Source organism: Exiguobacterium sp. N4-1P (genome assembly GCF_002214325.1).
Window position 1 is genome coordinate 2,090,566 of the sequence record NZ_CP022236.1, and the last position, 20,395, is coordinate 2,110,960.

The 20,395-nt window shown below is 45.8% G+C and carries 15 protein-coding genes; 1 reads left to right on the top strand and 14 read right to left on the bottom strand.

The genetic code is table 11. The features are described from left to right. Positions 1–17: 17 nt before the first annotated feature. From polA to A0126_RS10845, 3 genes are all read right to left on the bottom strand, one after another. Positions 18–2,612 carry a DNA polymerase I gene (polA, locus tag A0126_RS10835; protein ID WP_088837601.1) on the bottom strand — a complete coding sequence of 865 codons (2,595 nt, stop codon included), beginning with the start codon at positions 2,610–2,612 and terminating at the stop codon, positions 18–20. A gap of 213 nt (positions 2,613–2,825) precedes the next feature. Beyond that, positions 2,826–4,559 carry a two-component system histidine kinase PnpS gene (gene pnpS / locus A0126_RS10840; RefSeq protein WP_088837602.1) on the bottom strand — a complete coding sequence of 578 codons (1,734 nt, stop codon included), beginning with the start codon at positions 4,557–4,559 and terminating at the stop codon, positions 2,826–2,828. Then, positions 4,556–5,263: a response regulator transcription factor gene (locus tag A0126_RS10845; protein WP_029331139.1), complete on the bottom strand. Its 708-nt coding sequence runs from the start codon at positions 5,261–5,263 to the stop codon at positions 4,556–4,558. Before A0126_RS10845 ends, pnpS begins: the two co-directional genes overlap by 4 nt. A gap of 223 nt (positions 5,264–5,486) precedes the next feature. Between A0126_RS10845 and A0126_RS10850 the strand changes: the two genes are divergently transcribed. Beyond that, on the top strand, positions 5,487–5,912 hold the full coding sequence (locus tag A0126_RS10850) for a divergent PAP2 family protein (RefSeq protein WP_088837603.1): 426 nt from the start codon (positions 5,487–5,489) through the stop codon (positions 5,910–5,912). A 243-nt stretch (positions 5,913–6,155) separates the two neighbouring features. Here the strand turns inward: A0126_RS10850 and A0126_RS10855 are convergent, their stop codons facing one another. From A0126_RS10855 to dnaE, 11 genes are all read right to left on the bottom strand, one after another. Continuing rightward, positions 6,156–7,295 carry a zinc-dependent alcohol dehydrogenase gene (locus tag A0126_RS10855; protein ID WP_088837604.1) on the bottom strand — a complete coding sequence of 380 codons (1,140 nt, stop codon included), beginning with the start codon at positions 7,293–7,295 and terminating at the stop codon, positions 6,156–6,158. A 317-nt stretch (positions 7,296–7,612) separates the two neighbouring features. After that, positions 7,613–8,545 (bottom strand): malate dehydrogenase, encoded by a 933-nt coding sequence (gene mdh / locus A0126_RS10860; RefSeq protein WP_088837605.1) that lies wholly within the window; start codon positions 8,543–8,545, stop codon positions 7,613–7,615. A 26-nt stretch (positions 8,546–8,571) separates the two neighbouring features. Then, complete coding sequence (gene icd / locus A0126_RS10865) at positions 8,572–9,846, bottom strand: NADP-dependent isocitrate dehydrogenase (RefSeq protein ID WP_029331142.1); 1,275 nt, start codon at positions 9,844–9,846, stop codon at positions 8,572–8,574. 66 nt (positions 9,847–9,912) lie between these two features. Further along, positions 9,913–11,025: a citrate synthase gene (citZ, locus tag A0126_RS10870; protein WP_088837606.1), complete on the bottom strand. Its 1,113-nt coding sequence runs from the start codon at positions 11,023–11,025 to the stop codon at positions 9,913–9,915. Positions 11,026–11,239: 214 nt separating this feature from the next. Beyond that, positions 11,240–11,710: a DUF441 domain-containing protein gene (locus tag A0126_RS10875; RefSeq protein ID WP_029331144.1), complete on the bottom strand. Its 471-nt coding sequence runs from the start codon at positions 11,708–11,710 to the stop codon at positions 11,240–11,242. A 57-nt stretch (positions 11,711–11,767) separates the two neighbouring features. Beyond that, positions 11,768–13,516 (bottom strand): pyruvate kinase, encoded by a 1,749-nt coding sequence (gene pyk / locus A0126_RS10880; protein ID WP_088837607.1) that lies wholly within the window; start codon positions 13,514–13,516, stop codon positions 11,768–11,770. Between the two features lie 85 nt (positions 13,517–13,601). Continuing rightward, complete coding sequence (gene pfkA / locus A0126_RS10885) at positions 13,602–14,570, bottom strand: 6-phosphofructokinase (protein ID WP_088837608.1); 969 nt, start codon at positions 14,568–14,570, stop codon at positions 13,602–13,604. Between the two features lie 147 nt (positions 14,571–14,717). After that, the gene (gene accA / locus A0126_RS10890) at positions 14,718–15,653 is read right to left on the bottom strand and encodes an acetyl-CoA carboxylase carboxyl transferase subunit alpha (RefSeq protein WP_029331147.1); all 936 of its coding nucleotides are present in this window, start codon (positions 15,651–15,653) and stop codon (positions 14,718–14,720) included. Then, positions 15,640–16,500 carry an acetyl-CoA carboxylase, carboxyltransferase subunit beta gene (accD, locus tag A0126_RS10895; RefSeq protein WP_088837609.1) on the bottom strand — a complete coding sequence of 287 codons (861 nt, stop codon included), beginning with the start codon at positions 16,498–16,500 and terminating at the stop codon, positions 15,640–15,642. The genes accA and accD overlap by 14 nt, the downstream gene beginning before the upstream one ends. A 21-nt stretch (positions 16,501–16,521) precedes the next feature. Continuing rightward, entirely contained in the window at positions 16,522–17,040 is a 519-nt protein-coding gene (locus A0126_RS10900) for a FadR/GntR family transcriptional regulator (RefSeq protein WP_088837610.1), read from the bottom strand. Positions 17,041–17,141: 101 nt separating this feature from the next. Next, positions 17,142–20,312, bottom strand: a complete 3,171-nt coding sequence (gene dnaE / locus A0126_RS10905; protein ID WP_088837611.1) for a DNA polymerase III subunit alpha — start codon at positions 20,310–20,312, stop codon at positions 17,142–17,144. Between the last annotated feature and the right edge of the window lie 83 nt (positions 20,313–20,395).

Sequence of the window (20,395 nt, forward strand, 5' to 3'; positions counted from 1 at the left end):
GCTCCTCCTCTAACAGATTATTTCGTTTCGTACCATGAATGCCCCGCATCCCCGTCAACGCGTAACGGCACTGACAATTCGACCGTCTGCTCCATCGCTTGTTTGACGAGTGCTTTTAAAGCGTCCAGTTCTTCGTCTGGTGCTTCAAATATCAATTCATCATGTACTTGAAGCAATAAACGCGCCTTGAGTGGTGACGCTTCAAGCGCAGCATGGACATCGAGCATCGCTTTTTTGATGATATCTGCCGCCGATCCTTGAATCGGTGTATTGATTGCCGTCCGTTCTGCAAAACCACGTAAGTTAAAGTTCTTCGAATTGATGTCCGGGATGTTACGACGCCGGTTCATCAATGTCTCGACGAATCCATTCGCGCGTGCTTTCTCGATTGCAGCATCCATGAATAACTTGATTTGCGGGAACAACTCAAAATAACGATCGATGAAGTCTTGTGCTTCTTTCCGACTGATGTTCAAATTTTGTGAGAGTCCGTAATCACTGATACCGTAAATGATTCCGAAGTTGACAGCCTTCGCTTGGCGACGCATGTTTCCTGTCACATCACCCGGATCGACCGAAAAAACACTACTCGCTGTTTGCGTATGAATGTCAGCGTCGTGCAGGAATGCATCGACCAGCGTTTTATCTTCCGACATATGCGCCATGACACGCAACTCAATTTGTGAGTAGTCGGCAGCGTACAGTGACCATCCGGCTTGACTCGGAACAAACGCTTTACGAATCTTACGTCCCTCTTCAATCCGGACAGGAATATTTTGCAGGTTCGGGTTAACGGAACTGAGTCGTCCTGTTTGGGCGATCGTCTGAGCGAACCGGGTATGGATTTTCCCATCTTCTTTGATGACTTTTTGTAAACCTTCGACGTACGTCGATTGGAGTTTTTGCAGTTCACGATATAGCATGATGTGATCGATGACCGGATGGAGTGGTCTTAACTTCTCTAAGACATCTGCTGCCGTCGAATAACCCGTCTTCGTTTTCTTAAAGGCAGGAAGTTCGAGTTTTTCGAACAGGATGACGCCAAGTTGTTTTGGTGAGTTGATATTGAACGCTTCACCCGCTTGACCATAAATCAATTCCTCAAGATCCGTTAAGCGTCCTGCAAGATCATGTTGCATCTCTTGTAACGTCGCGACATCAACACGGATGCCGGTCCACTCCATTTCAGCAAGCACACCTGACAAAGGACGTTCGAGCGTTTCATACAATTCGAATTGTTGGTTCGCTTTGAGCTCTTCTTGTACTTTCGGGAACAACCGCTCAATCATCCGTGCTTTTTCTGCCAAATAAGGATGCAACAGTTCGTCTGTCGGCACGCTACGCTTTGCACCTTTTCCAAGGACTGCTTCTTCACTCGGCGCCATCATCGCATAATGACCGGCAATCGACGCAAGTGTCGTCCCACCGCTCAAGTTCAATAAGTATCCAGCGAGTAACAAGTCATCGAAGGCTTGCAGTTTTAAACCATGTTTCCGTAACGCAAAAGCAGCTTGTTTCGCATCGAGACAGATTTTTTGATGGTCGGACTCAATCCATTCGCGAAAAGCAGGATCCTCGACCAATTCACGAGAAGCGACATAAATTTGATTCGGTGTCGCGATACTAAAACCGATGATGTCTTCTTCCATATAGTCTTCGCGCAACTGCTCGACGACGAGGACAGCATCCTGCACGTCTGAAGGAAGTGTCGTAATCGTCTCGACGTTCAATTGTTCCTTGTCCTCTTCCTTGATGACAGGAGCAAAACGATTCGTTAACGATTTAAACCCGAGCGATTGGAATAACGAATACGGTACTTGTGTGTCGACATCACTGATTTGTAAATCAGGCAACGTGACGTCGAGCGGGACATCGAGTTTGATTGTCGCAAGTTCTTTCGACAACCGGGCAAGGTCTTCGTTCGCGATGACCTTCTCTTTTTGTTTTCCTTTTAAGTCTTCGACATGCTCATACAGTCCTTCAACTGAACCATACGCAGAAATTAATTTAATCGCTGTTTTTTCGCCGATGCCAGGAATCCCGGGAATGTTATCCGATTTATCGCCCATCAGCCCTTTTAAATCAATCATTTGAATCGGCTTCAGTCCACCGTACGTCTCGGCAAATAAGTCTTCCGTCATACACTGAACGTCCGTGATACCGCGCTTCGTGATCAATACCTCGACTTGATCGGTGACGAGTTGAAGTAAATCTTTATCACCCGTGACGATCCGTGTCCGGTCTGCCGGCATCGTCCGCGCTAGGGTTCCAATCAAATCATCTGCTTCATAACGATGAAGCTCCATCATTTGAATACCGAGCGCTTCACAGATATCACGTACAATCGGGAACTGCTCCCGTAGTTCAGACGGCGTCTTTTCCCGACTTCCCTTGTATTCTTGGTACACATCGTGGCGGAACGTTTCGCTCGAAGCATCAAACGCGACTAACATATGCGTCGGTTGCTCCTCTTCAAGTAATTTAAGTAACATCATCGTAAAGCCGTAAGCGGCGTTCGTGTTACGTCCTTGTGCGTCCGTCATCGGCGGCAAGGCAAAAAAGGCACGATACGTTAGTGAGTTTCCGTCAATCAATAAAAGTTTGTTTTCCATCGTCTCCGCTCCTTTGGAAGAATTTCTGTTCTTATTGTATCACTCTACACACATTTGTTCGCTAAAAACGCCATAAAAAAAGACGATTGGCTGTGAAGCCAATCGCCTTGTGGTGTACGACATGGGAGCTGAACCAGTCGTTCCACAGATGATGAAGAAGGTATCTTTAGCATACAATCGCTCTGTAAAGAGAATATGAACTCACGGTGAAGTTCAGCCTTTTTTCGGTAAACGTATCGTAAAGGTCGTTCCTTGTTGCTCCTCCGACTCGACATCAATCGTTCCATGATGCAAATCGATGATGTGTTTAACGATGGCAAGACCTAACCCTGTCCCACCTGAATTACGACTTCTCGCTTTGTCAATCCGATAGAAACGTTCGAAAATCCGTTGCGTTTCTTTCGGATGTATTCCGATCCCGTCATCCTTGATTTGGAGCGTGACCATCTCTTCCCCGTCTTCTAAGCTGACCCAGACATTCCCACCATTCGGCGTATAATTCAAAGCATTGGCAACTAGGTTGACGACGACTTGTTTCAACCGATTCAAGTCTGCCCGGATGAAGACTTCCTCTTCCGTCTCGATATGGATCGTCATCTCTTTTTCTTGCGCCTTATGATGCAGCAACGCCTCTGTCTCGTTAATCAGACTCGTCACATCGACAATCGTCGTCTCAAGTTGATAGTTATCTTGTTCAAGACGCGATAACTCCAACAAGTCCTCTACTAATGTCTGCATCCGCTCAGACTCATCGTGAATGATATTCAAAAATTGTTCGCGGATTTCCGGTACGTCTTGCGCACCATCAAGCAAGGTTTCCGCAAATCCTTTAATCGATGTTAATGGTGTCTTTAACTCGTGGCTAACATTTGCGACGAAGTCTTTCCGCATCTGCTCCAGCTTCTTGATTTCCGTGATGTCATTGAAAACGACGGTCGTACCTTGGACACGGCCATTCTTACCGAAGATTGGTGCCGCACTGACCATGAACGTCCGACTATTGATTCCAAAGCGGACACTCGATTGTTTCCGGTTCGGTTTTTCCGTCAAGTAAACATCTTCAATGACTTGACTCATTTTCTCATTTGGCAACACACGATAATACAGTTGACCATTTGATTTACCATGAATGTTGAACATTTCCCGATACGTCCGATTGACGAGGAGAACGTAGCCTTTTTCATCAATCAACATCAGACCGGCACCCATGTATTCAATCAACGACTCAAGTCGCGCGCGTTGCATCGCTTCACCGGACGAAGCATTTTCTAAGTTGCGTGCGAGTAAATTGATCGACTTCCCTAAGTCCCTTGATTCATCTGGTGAATTTAACTCATAGACACGGGATTTATAGTTTCCGTGCGATAGTTCACGCAAAACTTCCGTCGCTTCCGCTACAGGACGTAAGAACCGTTTCGTCGAGCTGTAGACGGTAAAGAAAATCATAAACAAGGAGACGATGAGCGAAAGAACGATCACCGTCCAAATGCGTGAGTAGATGACATCTAAGTCTTTCGTATAACGAATCAAGCTGAGGTACACTTCATTTCCACTAGCTGTCTGGACAGGTTTCGTAAACTGGAGACTCGTATCATCGGTCTTCGATTCGAACGTACCATCCACCGGAATCGCTGAGAAATTGATTGCCCGCACATTTAATTTCGTAACATCAACGGGTGTCCCGGCAATGATTTCTCCCCGTGAGTTAAATAAAATCATATCGAAATGCGATTCTGCGTACAATTGGTCGACATACGCAGCCATCTCTTCTAACGATCGACCTTGTAAAATCGTTTCAACGAGTGATGTTTCATCCATCAACTTTTCTTTTTCGTTATTCACATAAAACTCTTTAAACGATTGTCCTAACAAAAAACCAAGCGCAATCAGCACAAGACTGATGAAGGACAACATTTTTAGTATGAATCGTTTTCGGTATTTGCTCATTCCACTTTCGGCTCCTCCATCTTATATCCGAGCCCACGGATTGTTTTAATATAGATCGGTTTTTTCGTATTCGGTTCAATCTTTTCACGTACGTGACTGATATGCACATCGACAATTCGCGTATCTCCGACAAAATCATAGTTCCAAATCGCAGATAGGAGTTGATCACGTGTCAAAACCCGACCTTTATTTTTAGCGAGGTAAACGAGCAACTCGAACTCTTTTGGTGTGAGCTCTAGGCGTTCCTCTGCTTTGAACGCTTCATAGTTATCCGGAACGATTTTGACGTCCCCGATTAAGATCGTTCCATCCGTCGTTTCTTCCGTCGCGACTTGCTGATTCATTCGGCGAAGAATCGCCTTGACACGGGCTACGACTTCGCGCGGACTAAACGGTTTCGTCAAATAATCGTCTGCTCCGAGCTCAAGTCCCAGCACTTTATCAAATTCGTCATCTTTTGCCGTCAACATCAAGATTGGCGTGTTGATTTTTTGTTGGCGAAGTCGTTTACAGACTTCAAGTCCATCCAGTTCCGGTAGCATTAAATCGAGTACAATCAATGCGGCATCTTGCTTTTCCGCTAATTTTAAACCGGACATGCCATCGTGGGCAGTCTCTACAATAAAGCCAGCTTGTTCTAGATTGAATTTCAAAAGTGTAGCGATCGAGAGTTCGTCATCAACAACAATTATTTTATCTTTCAAAACAGTCGGCCTCCTCGGCAAATCTCATCTTCGAATGCGGAATTCATTGGAATCCACTTCTTCTGTCTTCATCTTAACGACTTTTCCTACTGAATCACAAATCTTTCTTACCTTTCTTTACACAATCTTTAAGGTCAAGCTGCGTCGAAAGTCAGATTTCCGTGTAAAAGCCCATCAATTCGGGAAACAATACTGTATCGTCAATGAATCTGGAGGAATAGACATGGAATGGAATAGCCCTTTACTCGCTGCATTTACCGCATGGTTTATCGCACAAGCCGCAAAACTCGTCACAGGTGTCATCAAGAATAAAACTTTTGATCTTGAAATCATGTTCGCGTCAGGCGGCATGCCAAGTTCACATAGTTCGACCGTCGTCGCCCTCGCCGTCGTCATCGGCTTCCAAGAAGGCTTCGGTTCGTCGCTGTTCGCTCTCGCGACCATCTTTGCAGTCATCATCATGTATGACGCGACAGGCGTCAGGCAGGCTGTTGGGTTACAGGCAAAACTACTGAATGACTACTTCAAGGGAATCCGTCATGACACGCCACTATTAAACGAATTAGTCGGACACACGGAATTCCAAGTATTCGTCGGCATGTTGCTTGGTTTAGCAGTCGGTTTCCTATGGCCCGTCCTTTTCTTTTAATTCAAAGTACAGGAATGTTGGAGAATTCTTCAAAAATTGAATACCAAACTCAACATTAAAACAAAAACTGAGCACTCCTTCTTTCTGAAGGAGTGCTCAGTTTTTAGATAAAACGGAAAGACAATCTTCCATAGAAAATTCTCCATCTTCGTAACAAATTTTCTATAACCTAAATAGCTGACTAAAAGCGAGGATATCTCTCACAAAAAAATGATTGTTGGAAATGCCCATCAAAATGGGTACTTATGGTTTTAGTATCACCTTAATGCAACCGTCTTCGTGATTATTAAAGGTTTTATAAGCTTGTGCGGCGTCTTCTATACCAACCTTGTGTGTAATAATATCAGTCGGGTCGAACTCCCGATTAATAATTTTTTGAAATAACCCCGGCATCAAATGGACAACCGGTGCCTGTCCCATCTTCAACGTAATATTTCGCGTGAAAAAATCGCCAAGCGGGAACTGATTGTATTTTTCTGCATACACACCTGTTAATTGAACGGTTCCGAACTTACGAACTGCATCTTTTGCAATATTGATGGCACTCAACGTTCCGCCCTGCAATCCAATTTTTTGTTCAACCTTTTCAAGCGAAGACATTTTTCCATCCAGTCCAACACAATCAATGACAACATCTGCTCCACCTTGCGTCAACTCTTTTATATACTGTCCAGTTTCTTGATGATCTTGTAGATTTACAGTCTCGACATGGTTTGTCATCTTCGCATGATTTAAGCGATACACTTGTTGATCAACAGCGATCACTCGCTTCGCACCCTGCAACCACGCAAATTTTTGAGTCATTAATCCGACCGGACCGGATCCGAGAATTACGACGGTATCACCTTTTTTCACTCCACTATTCACAACACTCCAATATGCAGTTGGAATAACATCGGATAAAAAGAGTAGAGCCTCATCTTCTAACTCACATGATTCAGGAATAACGAGTGGCATGAAGTTTCCGTAAGGCACTTTTAAATATTCCGCCTGACCACCGGGATGGTCACCAAACGTTTCCGTAAATCCAAAGTATCCACCTGTATCAACGTGAGGATTCCCATTCGAATTATCACATTGACTTTCCATATCATGCTCGCAAAAGAAACAATGACCACAAGAAACGTTAAATGGTAAGACGACTCTGTCTCCTCGTTTTACCTTTGTTACTTCAGGACCTACTTCTTCAACAATTCCCATTGGCTCATGACCGATGACATAGTCTTTTTTTGCCGGCATCGTTCCTTGGTAAATGTGTAAATCTGAACCGCATATTGCTGTCGATGTAATTTTAACAATAATGTCATCATTCTTTTCAATCGATGGATCTGCTACATTTTTTACTTCAATATTCTTTGCCCCTTGATAGGTTACAGCCCGCATGTTGTTTCCTCCCTTTACTGAGAAATAATATGCAATGAACGTACCTTCCATTTATACCCTACTAAAAAAATATTAATACACATTCCTTGTATTCGTTTGATATGTTCCTTAAAATTTTTAATGCCTGATTGTACATATACTCAATATATGCGAACGATTTATAAAGTCTGAAATTATTCTGATTGAGGAACGATATGACATCCTCCGTTCAAAATTTTACGTTCCTACTAAGCGGCTACATTCCTTTTAACGCAAACACCACGCCTTCCCGAAACAGTCAAGACTGTCTAGAAAGGCGTGGTGTTGTAATTTCACATTCATAAAATCGTCAGGACAGATCGAACGGTCTCCGCCGAACGGTCAAGCGATTGTTGTTCGTCTTCTGTCAATTCAAGCTCGATAATCTGTTCGAGACCATTCCCACCGATGATCGTCGGAACCCCAAAGTATAGATCGTGATAGCCATACTCTCCTTCAAGATACGCGATGGCTGGTAAAATCCGTCGCTGATCTTTCAGGATTGCCTCTACCATCTCAACGATGGCAGCTGCTGGCGCATAGTAGGCAGAGCCGTTTCCAAGTAACTGGACGATTTCTCCGCCCCCTTTGCGTGTCCGTTCAACGATTGCCGCGAGGCGATCGGCAGAAATGAGTTTCTCGACCGGAATACCACCGGCCTGTGAATAGCGAAGTAAAGGCACCATGTCATCACCGTGTCCGCCGAGGACAAATCCTGAGACATCCTTAACGGAGACGTTCAATTCCATGGCGATGAACGTCCGGAACCGTGCCGTATCGAGTACACCCGATTGACCGATGACCCGTTCTTTCGGAAATCCTGACTCCTGAAAGACCGTATACGTCATCGCATCAACCGGATTCGTCAACACGATAATGATCGATTCCGGTGCATGGCGAACGATTTCTTTTGTCACCGATTTCATGACAGTTGCATTCGTGCTGACTAAATCTTCCCGACTCATTCCCGGCTTCCGGGCGATACCTGCCGTAATGACGACGATATCCGAGTCACTGATGTCCTTGTAGTCAGACGTTCCTTGAATCCATGAATCAAATCCTTGAATCGGAGCCGTTTCCTGTAAATCAAGTGCTTTGCCTTTTGTCGGATCTTCCAGTTGCGGCATATCGACGAGTACGATATCTCCAAGCTCTTTTTGAGCAAGATAAAGTGCTGTCGTCGCTCCCGTAAATCCACTACCGATGACTGAAATTTTCTTCCGCTTGTTCATCTTCCCATACCCCCTCTAATCCGAGATTACATGTTTTTGATGAGTTCATCCGCGAATTCAGAACATTTTACTTCTGTCGCGCCATCCATGAGACGTGCGAAGTCATATGTGACCACTTTTTCTTCGATTGATGTTTCCATTGACTTGATGATTAAATCAGCCGCTTCGTTCCAGCCAAGGTGACGGAACATCATTTCTCCAGAAAGGATGACTGACGATGGGTTTACTTTATCAAGACCAGCATACTTCGGTGCAGTACCGTGCGTTGCTTCGAAGATTGCATGTCCTGTGATGTAGTTGATGTTTGCTCCAGGAGCAATTCCGATTCCACCGACTTGTGCTGCAAGTGCATCTGAAATGTAGTCTCCGTTTAAGTTCATTGTCGCAACGACATCAAACTCTTTTGGACGCGTGAGAATCTGTTGGAGGAAGATATCTGCAATTGAATCTTTGACGATCAATTTGCCAGCAGCTTCAGCTTCTGATTGCGCTTTGTTTGCTGCATCAGCACCTTCTTCTTCTTTGATGCGGTCATACTGGTTCCATGTGAAGACGTGCTCTGCGTATTCACGCTCAGCAAGCTCGTATCCCCAGTTTTTGAAAGCACCTTCCGTGAACTTCATGATGTTTCCTTTATGAACGAGCGTCAATGAAGCACGTTTGTTTTCAAGTGCATATTCGATTGCAGCACGGACGAGGCGTTCTGTCCCTTCTTTTGAAATCGGTTTAATTCCGAGACCTGATGTTTCTGGGAAGCGAATTTTGTTGACACCCATTTCTGTTTGGAGGAAGTTAAGTAATTTTTGTGCACCTTCGCTACCTTCTGCATATTCGATTCCTGCGTAGATGTCTTCTGTGTTTTCACGGAAGATGACCATATCAGTATCTTCAGGACGTTTAACAGGTGACGGAACACCAGTGAAATAACGTACCGGACGGAGACATGTGTACAAGTCGAGTTCTTGACGAAGGGCAACGTTCAGTGAACGAATTCCACCACCGACTGGTGTCGTGAGTGGTCCTTTGATTGCGATGATGTGCTCGCGGATTAGGTCAAGCGTTTCTTCAGGAAGCCAGCTACCTGTTTTATTGAATGCTTTTTCGCCTGCATAGACTTCTTTCCATTCAATTTTCTTTTCGCCGTTGTATGCTTTTTCGACTGCAGCGTCAAATACGCGAACTGCGGCATTCCAGATATCAGGTCCAGTGCCATCACCGATGATGAAAGGAATGATTGGAGCGTTAGGTACGTGCAATGTCCCGTTTGTTACCGTGATGTTTTCGCCTTGAATTGTAGCCATGTGTAAAATCCCCCTTGAATAATAGTTAACGTCAAAAAGCAGGAGAGGATTGCTCCTCTCCGTCGCTTAACGTTCGTTCATAGACACGTATGTCCGGTGCGTTTCACCAATATAATCTGCGCGTGGGCGAATGAGGCGATTGTCACTATATTGCTCTAAAATGTGCGCTAACCAACCTGACATCCGACTAACAGCAAAGATTGGTGTAAACAATTCTGTATCAAGACCAAGTGCATGGTACGTAGAAGCAGAATAGAAATCAACATTTGGTTTCAATCCTTTTTCCGACTGGACGATTTCGTCAACCTTAACTGACATCTCATACCATTTCGGCTCCCCGATTTGAGCCGTCAATTGACGGCTCATCTCTTGAAGGTGCTTCGCGCGTGGATCACCATCTTTATAAACACGATGACCGAAGCCCATGATTTTTTCCTTGTTCTTAAGTTTATTATGAACATACTCGTCAACCTTTTCAACCGAATCAATTTCAGTCAACATTTTCATGACCGCTTCGTTCGCTCCACCGTGAAGTGGTCCTTTGAGTGCACCCATTGCCGCCGTCACACCTGAATAGACATCAGAAAGTGTCGCGACACAAACACGTGCTGTGAACGTCGAGGCGTTCAACTCGTGGTCTGCATGGAGAACAAGCGCCTGATTGAATGCTTTTTCAGCAACTTCCGTCGGCTCTTCACCTGTCAACATATACAGGAAGTTCGCAGCGTACGAAAGACCGGATTTTGGTGCAATCGGATCGTGCCCCTTCTTGATACGCGCGTACGCCGTTACGAGCGTCGCGATTTGTGCTTGGAGTTTGATGGCTTTAGCGTAGTTCGCCTCTGTCGACATATCTTCAGCAGACTCATCATACAATGCGAGCTGTGATAAAGCAGTTCGGATGGCTGCCATCGCGTTCGCTGTTTTCGGAGCTACTTTTAACGTCTCAAGTACAGCCGGTGCAACTTCTGCTTCAGTAATCAAAGCTTCTGAAAGTTGCTTTAACTCATCCTCTTTTGGCAAACGATCGTTCCAAAGTAAGAAGACGACTTCTTCAAATGAGGCGTGCTCCGCCAAATCATCAATTGTATAACCACCATACGTCAACTGACCATCGATAATCGAACTAATCTTCGATGCTGTCGCGACGATTCCTTCTAACCCTTTTGTTTGAGTCATGTAAAAATCCCCCTTTTTTTCCCCCAGAAATTTAAAACGCTTTCATTTCCGTATTGAAAAAAAGACGTCTACTCAAGAAATCCCCTTGCTGAATCGCTTGTTCTTGAATAGACCATCTTGTTTCTGTCCTTAGTATAAACAAAATTAACCAAAAAGTGAACGAACTTGCATACTATTATCAAAAAATTAATTCGTTTGCGTTCATTTAAGTCACTTAGCCACTAAATGCTTTTGATATAACATCCCACATTCCAATGACGAGTGCAGCGATTCCTGCTCCTATCAATGGACCTACGGGAACACCTCTGAATAAACCGACCGCAAGAATTGTTCCGGCAAGCAGTGCCGTTGTGACGAGTGGATCTTCCTTCATCAAACCGACCCCGTGGGCAGCAACGATTGCGACGAATATTCCCGCTAAAAATGAAATGATTCCGATATGACCCCGGATGCTGTTTAACAATTCCTTAAACCCGATGTCCCCTGCCGCAATCGGCACGAGAATTGCAGCCGTGATCAATGTCACGCCCCAGGTGATCCCCTTCGCCTGCAACGATGGGAAGAGGCGACTATCTAATCCAATCGCTTTGACGATCAACAAGAAGGCAGCTGCGATGATGAGTGACTTATTTTGCGCAATGACTCCGATTAAAACGAGACCAATTAAAAAGAGATAGGCTTCCATGACGACCCCCATGTTTCGAAAAAACGGACATGGCTTTCGCCATATCCGTTTCATTGATTATGCGTTGTACAATTTCCCTGTCAATGGATCGATTGAAATCATTTGACCATCTGTAAAGATTGTCAAAGCATTTTCAACACCGACGATGACTGGTTTGCCGAGTGAAGGACCTACGATACCAGCATGGCTTGTCAATCCGCCATCGACTGTGATCATTGCAGCTGCTAACTCGATTGCAGGCATCATGTCACGATCTGTTGAGTTCGTAACAAGAATCATACCTTTTTTTGCTTTCGCGTTTGCTTCTTCAGCTGTGTGCGCGATGACGACTTCGCCAACGACACCACGTTCGCCGATTCCGCGACCGTTCGCGATTTCTTTACCAACGATATGAATTTTCAACATATTCGTTGTACCGGCAGTCAGAGCAGGGATCCCAGCAGAGATGACGACGAGGTCACCATCTGTGACGAATCCAGCATCTTTTGCTGTATCGGCAGCAAGTGTCAACATATCATCCGTGTTGTCCGAGAGATGATCAACGACGATTGGGTACACACCCCAGACGATATTCAACTGACGCGCAACACGCGCGCTTGGTGTGACCGCAACGATGTTCGCCTCTGGACGGTATTTTGAAATCCGTGATGCCGTGTAGCCTGATTGTGTCGGCGTCAAGATTGCTTTTGCGTCCAAGTTGATTGATGTATGCGTCACCGCTTGAGCGATTGCATCCGTCACCGTGTGCTCACTACGCGTTTGACGATCTTTCAATAATTTTTTGTAGTCGAGCATTTTTTCTGTCCGCTTCGCAATCGTATGCATCATTTGAACAGACTCGATCGGGTAATCCCCTGCTGCTGTTTCGCCTGAAAGCATGATTGCATCCGTTCCATCAAGAATCGCATTCGCGACGTCTGATGCTTCGGCACGTGTCGGACGTGGGAAACGTTGCATCGAATCAAGCATCTGTGTTGCTGTGATGACTGGTTTACCATAGTGATTACAAATTTTGATGAGGTCTTTTTGAGCTGGTGTTACTTCTTCAGTCGGAATCTCGATTCCAAGATCACCACGTGCAACCATCAAACCGTCTGAAATCGCGATGATTTCTTCGATGTTGTCGAAACCTTCTTGGTTTTCGATTTTCGGGAAGATTTTGATGTGGCTCGCGTTGTGTTTTTCAAGCAATTGACGAATCGCCACAACGTCAGACGCACGACGGACGAATGAAGCAGCGATTAAATCGATGTCACTCTTGATTCCGAACTCGATGTCTGCGATATCTTTATCTGTCAAAGCAGGTAGGTTAACTTTTACGTTCGGTAAGTTAACACCTTTTTTCGTTTTGATGATACCTTCGTTTTCGATGTCACAAAGAAGTTCACGGTTCGCAAGTTTCTCCGCAACACGAAGTCCGATTAATCCATCGTCTAACATGATCATCGAACCGACTTCGACATCATCATACAAACCGTCATATGTCACAGAGAATTTATCTGCTGTACCGACGATTTCATTTGCATCACCGCTGACGACGATGACTTGTTTGCCACGGACGAGAAGCGCTTTTCCTTCTTCAAACGTATGCGTCCGGATTTCAGGACCTTTTGTATCTAAAAGGATTGTTACTAATTTGTTTGCTTCTTCAGCTGCGCGGCGGATATCCGTGATTCGTGCGCCGTGTTCTTCATAGTCACCGTGTGAGAAGTTCAAACGAGCGACGTTCATTCCTGCTTCAATCATTTCTGGAAGACGTTTTTCTGACGCCGGTCCAATCGTACATACAATTTTAGTTCTGCGCATATTCCATAAACCTCCTACAATGTTTGGCCGTTTGTCAACAGTGCCAATAAACCTAACCAAAATGACCTCAAGTATTAAAGATATATTAGATTGAGAGTTGTTTCGACAATTCTAAGATATCAAGATCGAGTACATGTTTGTTTTCATCTAATGCTTCGTCAATATCAAGATCCATCATTTTACCACCCCGAACGCCAACAACACGTCCCTGTTTACCTTCAAGTAAAATGTCGATTGCGTAAGCGCCCATCCGGCTCGCAAGTACGCGGTCAGCAGCTGTTGGCGCTCCTCCACGTTGAACATGACCTAACACGGTAACGCGTGTATCAAGCCCTGTTTCTTTCGCGATTTGATCCCCAACATCTTGCGCCCGACCTGCACCTTCAGCGACGATGACGATCGAGTGTTTTTTACCACGATTGACACCACTTTGAATACGATCGAGGACTTCTTTTAAATCTTCTGGACGCTCTGGAACAAGAATCGACTCCGCTCCACCTGCTAATCCAGCATAGAGTGCGATATCTCCAGCATCACGACCCATGACTTCGATGACATATGTCCGTTCATGCGAAGATGCCGTATCCCGGATTTTATCGATTGCTTCGAGCGCTGTATTGAGCGCTGTATCAAATCCAATCGTATAATCCGTTCCTGGAATATCATTATCAATCGTTCCCGGAAGACCGATTGTCGGGAAACCAAGTCCCGTCAGTTTTTGAGCACCACGGTACGACCCGTCGCCACCTACGACGACAAGTGCGTCAATTTCGAATTTCTTCAAGTTGACGACTGCTTTCGCACGTCCTTCTTCTGTGCGGAACTCAGGACAGCGAGCTGAACGAAGGAACGTTCCTCCACGCTGAATAATGTCCCCAACTGACCCAAGGTTCAATTGGACGAGATCTCCATTGATTAAACCTTGATATCCATTGTAGACACCAAATACTTCTAGGCCATGAAAAATTGCTTTACGTGTAACAGCACGCACCGCAGCATTCATCCCGGGTGCATCTCCACCACTTGTTAAGACAGCAATCCGTTTTAAACTCACGTTAATCACCTCTCTATTAATCTGAATCTAAAATAGCACGTTGTTTTCTTGTTTTACAACAGGGCAGATTGCATAAACTTGAACCGACAGTTTGTTCAGCCTATCACGAAATAAGGAATCCCAACCATGATAGCGATTACATGCCCCTTATGTGCCAATCCGGTGATATTTTTCTGTGCGCTTCTCAATCAGCTGTTCTGATGTTAACTGTGTAAGATACGCAAGCTTCTGTTCTAGTACAACTTTTAATTTGTCCGCCTGTAATGAAACATCTAAGTGTGCTCCACCAATGACTTCAGGAATGATTGCATCCGCAATCCCTAGACGCAATAAATCGGGTGCAGTAATTCGCATTGATTCCGCCGCTTGTTCTGCAAGACTTGCATCTTTCCAAAGCAAAGCAGCTGCACCTTCGGGTGATATGACAGAGTATGTTGAGTTTTCGAGCATCAACAGTTCATCACATACACCGATACCAAGCGCTCCACCAGAACCGCCTTCGCCAATGACGATCGAGATGATCGGCACTTCCATGCCAGCCATTTCAAAGAGATTTTTCGCGATCGCCTCGCTTTGGCCGCGCTCTTCCGCTGCACGACCCGGGTAAGCCCCTTTCGTATCGATGAACGTAATGATTGGACGGTTGAACTTCACGGCTTGTTGCATGAGTCGGAGTGCTTTTCGATATCCTTCCGGATGAGGCATTCCAAAGTTTCGGCGGATGTTTTCCTTCGTATCCTTACCACGCTGATGGCCGATGATTGTTACAGGTCGACCGTTCAGCATCGCGATTCCACCAACGATTGCAGCATCATCATATCCATGCCGGTCGCCATGAAGTTCGATGAAGTCGTCACAAATCCGCTCGACATAATCAAGCGTCGTCGGTCGTTCAGGATGACGTGCCAACTGCACACGGTTCCACGCTTTCATATTCCCATAAATATCGAGTTCTAATCGACGTAATCGTTCTTCGAGCAAATTCAGCTCTTCTTTAAAATCGAGACCTTGCGTTTCCGCCATGTCGTGAAGTTCTAATATTTTCTCGCGTAACGCGATGACTGGTTGATCAAATGGTTGCATGATTTGTTCCCTCCGCGTGCATCATCAGAATTCGTTTATAGTAGGTCTTCAAATCGTGTCGTGATACGACATCATCGAGTTGACCCGCTTGTAGTAGAAATTCCGACGTCTGAAAATCTTCCGGCAATTTTTCTCGAATCGTTTGTTCGATGATCCGTCGTCCTGCAAATCCAATCAACGCACCCGGCTCTGCAATGTTGTAGTCTCCAAGCATCGCAAAACTAGCTGAGACACCACCTGTCGTCGGATGAGTCATGCATGAGATGTAGAGGAGTCCGGCATCCGAATGTTGCTTCAGGAATAAACTCGACTTCGCCATTTGCATTAAACTGACCATGCCTTCTTGCATCCGTGCCCCACCTGAAGCAGAGAAAATCGTTACAGGCAATCGATGTTTCGTTGCATACCGGACTGCTTCTGCAATCGCTGCTCCAACTGCCGCCCCCATCGAACCCATCCGAAAGCGAGCATCCATCACACACGCAACGAGTGGATAACCATCCACCGTACCGACACCACAGACGATGGCTTCTTCAAGACCTGTCCGCACTTGATCGCCCTTCAATTTTTCTGGATAATCTTGAAATTGAAGCGGGTCTGCTTTTACGTTCGGAAGATCAAAATATGTGATGCTACCGTCATCAAATAGTTGCGAAAAACGTTCCTGCGCCGTCAAAGGATGGTGATATCCACATGTACAGACACGCAAGTTGGCTTCAAGTTGTTTCGTATATTGGATTAATTTACATTTTGGACATTTCGTCATCAGTCCGACTGGGACGTCGACCCGTTGCTCTTTCGTCGTCAACGTCACGAACTTTTTAGGTTTTCGAAAAAATGCTTGCACGTTAGTTCCCCCTTGTAGTTCCTAAGAGCGTTTCAGGAGTGCTTCCCGTTCCGCTCGCGTATAGAGTTCCCCTTGACCAAAACTTTGATAAAATGCATTCACTTGTCTCCAAATCCGCTCGAACAAATCATTTTTCACCGTATTGATCAACGTTTCTCGAAACGCAGTATCTGAATCGAGATGTTCTTCCAGAAACGTATAATCGTCCAACTGGGCAATAGCAGATTGTTCAAGTAAGCGAAGTGTTCCTGCTAAATCTTCAAATTTCGAGTCGCCGGTCACTAAAAATTGGGCAATGATTTGAATATAGGTATGGTCGTCACGATTTAAAAGAAAGCTTCCTCCACCATGTCTCGTCTCAATGATTCCGAGATAAGCAAGCGTTCGCAATGCTTCCCTGACGGACGGTCGGCTGATTGCTAGTCGCTCAGCCAACTCACGTTCAGATGGGATCCGATCTCCCGGAACTAATCCATCCTGCTCAATCATCAATTTAATTGCCGCAATGTTCATTTCAAAAGCGTTTCGCTTTTTCTTCATTTTTACGGCACCACCTTTCTGACGTACCCGTCATTACATAAAATTAGGTGGCATTGGTCAGACCAATTACCCCTTATTATAACAAATCTTATTACCTACTACTAGTTTGATCGGGAGACATTTTTTAAGATGATGTTCGCTTCACCAAATTGAATCCGTAATTGCGCGAACAGCTCTTCTTCATGACGAATCGCATATAAATCCGGCAACGTCTTTGTTTCGTTCGTGTCAGCATAGCGGACGACGACCGGGATGTCACCCGGTGCAATTTCAAGTACACGTTCAAGAGGAGCCAGCTCATTTTTAGAAGGTAACTTGATGAACAAGACATCTTGACCAAGCGGACGCAACCGCTCTAACACGAACTGCCGCTCACCTGCCCGGTCTTGCACCTTCACTTCGATCAACAACACGTTTCCGACATACAACGATCGTTTATACATGTCGTACTGTTTCGGGAAAATGACGACCTCTTCGTTCGAATACCCATCAACGGCTTGCATGACGCCCATTGATTGTGCACGTTTCGTCTTAAATTCCCGCAGCTGCTCGATGTAACACATAAGATAGACGGATTCTTCCATCTCGCTTGAAACATCATGAAAATGCGTCGTCTCGACTTGGGGTGTCATCGCTGTCATCAAAGGTGAGTAGGTTAACCAGAATCCAAGTGCTTCACGTTCGAGCCGCGCCCAGTCCGTCGCAGTACGTGTGACGGCTTTTGTCGTTGCCCGCTTACCGAGGCTTGCTAATTCGTCCGGCAAGAGTGTATTCGAAGCCATCGTAAAGTAATCAAGGACTTCTTGTTCCGCTAATCCCCGGTCACCATGTGTCGCGCGGTCGAACGCCCCACCATAGAGTAACAACTCGATTTTAGCGCGTTCTTTTTTTCCCCAGCCGACGGTCGTCAGTAACGTCGTGATCGTCTGCGATGATTTCGCTGCTTCTTTCAAGGCTTTAAAATCGCGTTCCGATATTCCACGTAACACTTGAATCCCGAGTCGGATGCCTTTTCCTTCCAAAGTCGAACGGTAGTCTGAAATCCAAATATCAGGTGGTAAAGCAGGCAAACGCTTATCCCGCATCGCCCGGACGAGTCGTTCCGGTTGATCGATCGACACAAGGGAAAAAACTTGTGGATAGTGAGCTTTCATATAACCTAACGCATAACTAATCTTCGTATAGGCGACTGCGTGACTCCGGTTAAAACCATAGCCCGCGAAACGTTCGATTTGATCATACAGTGTCTCAGCAGTCGTTTGCGCAAGACCATTCTGAACGGCACCTTCTAAAAAACGCACTTTCTCTGATTCGACCGACGCACTATTTTTTTTCGATATCGCCCGCCGTAATAAATCTGCTTGCGCCAGTGTAAATCCGGCGACCCGACGTGTGATTTCCATGATTTGCTCTTGATAGACGATGACACCGTATGTCGTCTCTAGTACTTCCGCTAAAATCGGATGAACCGTTTGATAAGGTTGTCCCGCCTTGCGTTTCGCATATAGATCGATGAATTTCATCGGCCCCGGCCGAAAGAGTGACATCGTCGCGACTAAATCTTCAAAACGGGTCGGTTTAACTTCACGTAACGTCTGCTTCATCCCGTTCGATTCAAACTGGAAGATATAGTCCGTATCTCCACGCGCGAATAAACGGAGCGTCGCGGGGTCTTCCTCAGGGAGCGTTTCCATCGAAAAATCCGGATGCTCTCTGCGAATCAATTGTTCCATTTGTCTCAGACGCGTCAAATTCCTGAGTCCTAGTAAATCGATTTTCAAGAGACCTTGTTGTTCGAGTGCTTTCATCAGATATTGGGTGACGAACCGCTCGCTCGATCCTGTATCGAGCGGCGTCGTCTCAATCAAGTCTTCCGAGCCGATCACGACACCGGCTGCATGAATCGACCGCTGTCTTGGCAATCCTTCGATTGCTTGGGCGAGGTGTAACAATTGGCGCCGCTTCTCACTTCCGGAGAACCAGCGGTAGATGGTTTGCTTTTGTTCGATTCCTTGTAAGGTCGTTTCTTTAGCGATTTGCTTCGCCGCAGCATCCGTCTCATCTTTTGAAAACTCGAGGACACGAGCGACATCTCGAAGTGATGCTTTTGCACCAAGGGTCGACAACGTCCCGATTTGACCGACGTGACTTCGACCATATCGGTCAACGAGATAATCCAGTAGCTCCTCGCGGCGTTCGTCCTCAATATCGATATCGATATCCGGCATCGTGATGCGTTCTGGGTTTAAGAAACGTTCGAACAGCAACCCATATTTCAACGGATCAACCGTCGTAATGCCTAATGTATAACTGACGAGCGACCCGGCAGCCGACCCACGCCCGGGACCGACACGAATGCCGACCGCTTTCGCATGCCGTACTAAATCCTCGACGATTAAAAAGTAGTCAGCAAATCCAGTTGTTTCGATGACGTCGAGTTCGTAACGGAGTCTCGCCTCCGCAGTCTCATCAACTAGACCGTGTGCCAGTAATCCGTCGCGTGCAAGCTGACGTAGTTTCCCCATTGAGTCATCCGCGACACGTGGCAACGGTCTCGACTGTTTCGGTAATGTAAGTGTTTCTTGCGTCTGCGCCCACTGTTTCAAGAGACGTTGTTCGTGCTCGGTAAAATGTTCGCGTAATTCTTCATCCGACTTGAGATGTGCTTGTCGATTCACTTTTTGTTCTTGAAACGGTGTCCCTTCGTCAATCGCCCGGAGTGCCTGGTAGGCATCTGCGTCGTCACGACGCAAGTAGCGGACAGGATCGATCGGGATGGTTTCCAGTCCTAACTCTTGGGCAACTACCCGGTAACGCTCCCTGCTGTCCCGTTCGACAGTCGAGCGCGCCATTTTCACACCTAAATAGACCGTCGCATTTTTGGCATACCCCATCCAATTCACGACTTGACGCCGAAGTCGCGTTTCATCTTCTGTCGCTTGACGTTTCGGCTCAAGGATTGCGATTAATTCGCTGCACTCCTCTGTTTCCTGTCCACTGGCTAATCGGTATAACATCTGTAATCCCCGACCTGTTTTGGCGTACCATAAAATATTGAATTCATCGATTTCCTTCATGTCTTGTTCATAACCGACGACCGGAAGCAAATCCCGTTTTTGACATTCAGAAACGAACGCCGGAACCCCCGTTAGTGTCGTCTCGCAAATCGCCGCAGTTGAGGCTCCCCTTCGCTTCAACTCGTCGAGATACGGTGATAGACGAATCATACTCTGCAATGGGCTGTAGGCCGTTCGTACGTTCAATTGCATCATATTTCCTCCCTCCTTTTCTACTTCTTTCATCCATTATAAGTTTTTGCATGGTAAAAGTTTTCAGAACATTCATATCTAGCGAC

Excerpts from the sequence above, each read along its gene's own strand:
- mdh (WP_088837605.1), bottom strand. The coding sequence starts at position 8,545 with ATGAACAAGCGGAAGAAAATTTCAGTCATCGGTAGTGGATTTACGGGA.
- citZ (WP_088837606.1), bottom strand. The coding sequence starts at position 11,025 with ATGACTCAAACAAAAGGGTTAGAAGGAATCGTCGCGACAGCATCGAAG.
- A0126_RS10875 (WP_029331144.1), bottom strand. The coding sequence starts at position 11,710 with ATGGAAGCCTATCTCTTTTTAATTGGTCTCGTTTTAATCGGAGTCATT.
- icd (WP_029331142.1), bottom strand. The coding sequence starts at position 9,846 with ATGGCTACAATTCAAGGCGAAAACATCACGGTAACAAACGGGACATTG.
- dnaE (WP_088837611.1), bottom strand. The coding sequence starts at position 20,312 with ATGATGCAATTGAACGTACGAACGGCCTACAGCCCATTGCAGAGTATG.
- A0126_RS10900 (WP_088837610.1), bottom strand. The coding sequence starts at position 17,040 with ATGAAGAAAAAGCGAAACGCTTTTGAAATGAACATTGCGGCAATTAAA.
- pyk (WP_088837607.1), bottom strand. The coding sequence starts at position 13,516 with ATGCGCAGAACTAAAATTGTATGTACGATTGGACCGGCGTCAGAAAAA.
- pnpS (WP_088837602.1), bottom strand. The coding sequence starts at position 4,559 with ATGAGCAAATACCGAAAACGATTCATACTAAAAATGTTGTCCTTCATC.
- polA (WP_088837601.1), bottom strand. The coding sequence starts at position 2,612 with ATGGAAAACAAACTTTTATTGATTGACGGAAACTCACTAACGTATCGT.
- A0126_RS10850 (WP_088837603.1), top strand. The coding sequence starts at position 5,487 with ATGGAATGGAATAGCCCTTTACTCGCTGCATTTACCGCATGGTTTATC.
- accA (WP_029331147.1), bottom strand. The coding sequence starts at position 15,653 with ATGCAACCATTTGATCAACCAGTCATCGCGTTACGCGAGAAAATATTA.
- A0126_RS10855 (WP_088837604.1), bottom strand. The coding sequence starts at position 7,295 with ATGCGGGCTGTAACCTATCAAGGGGCAAAGAATATTGAAGTAAAAAAT.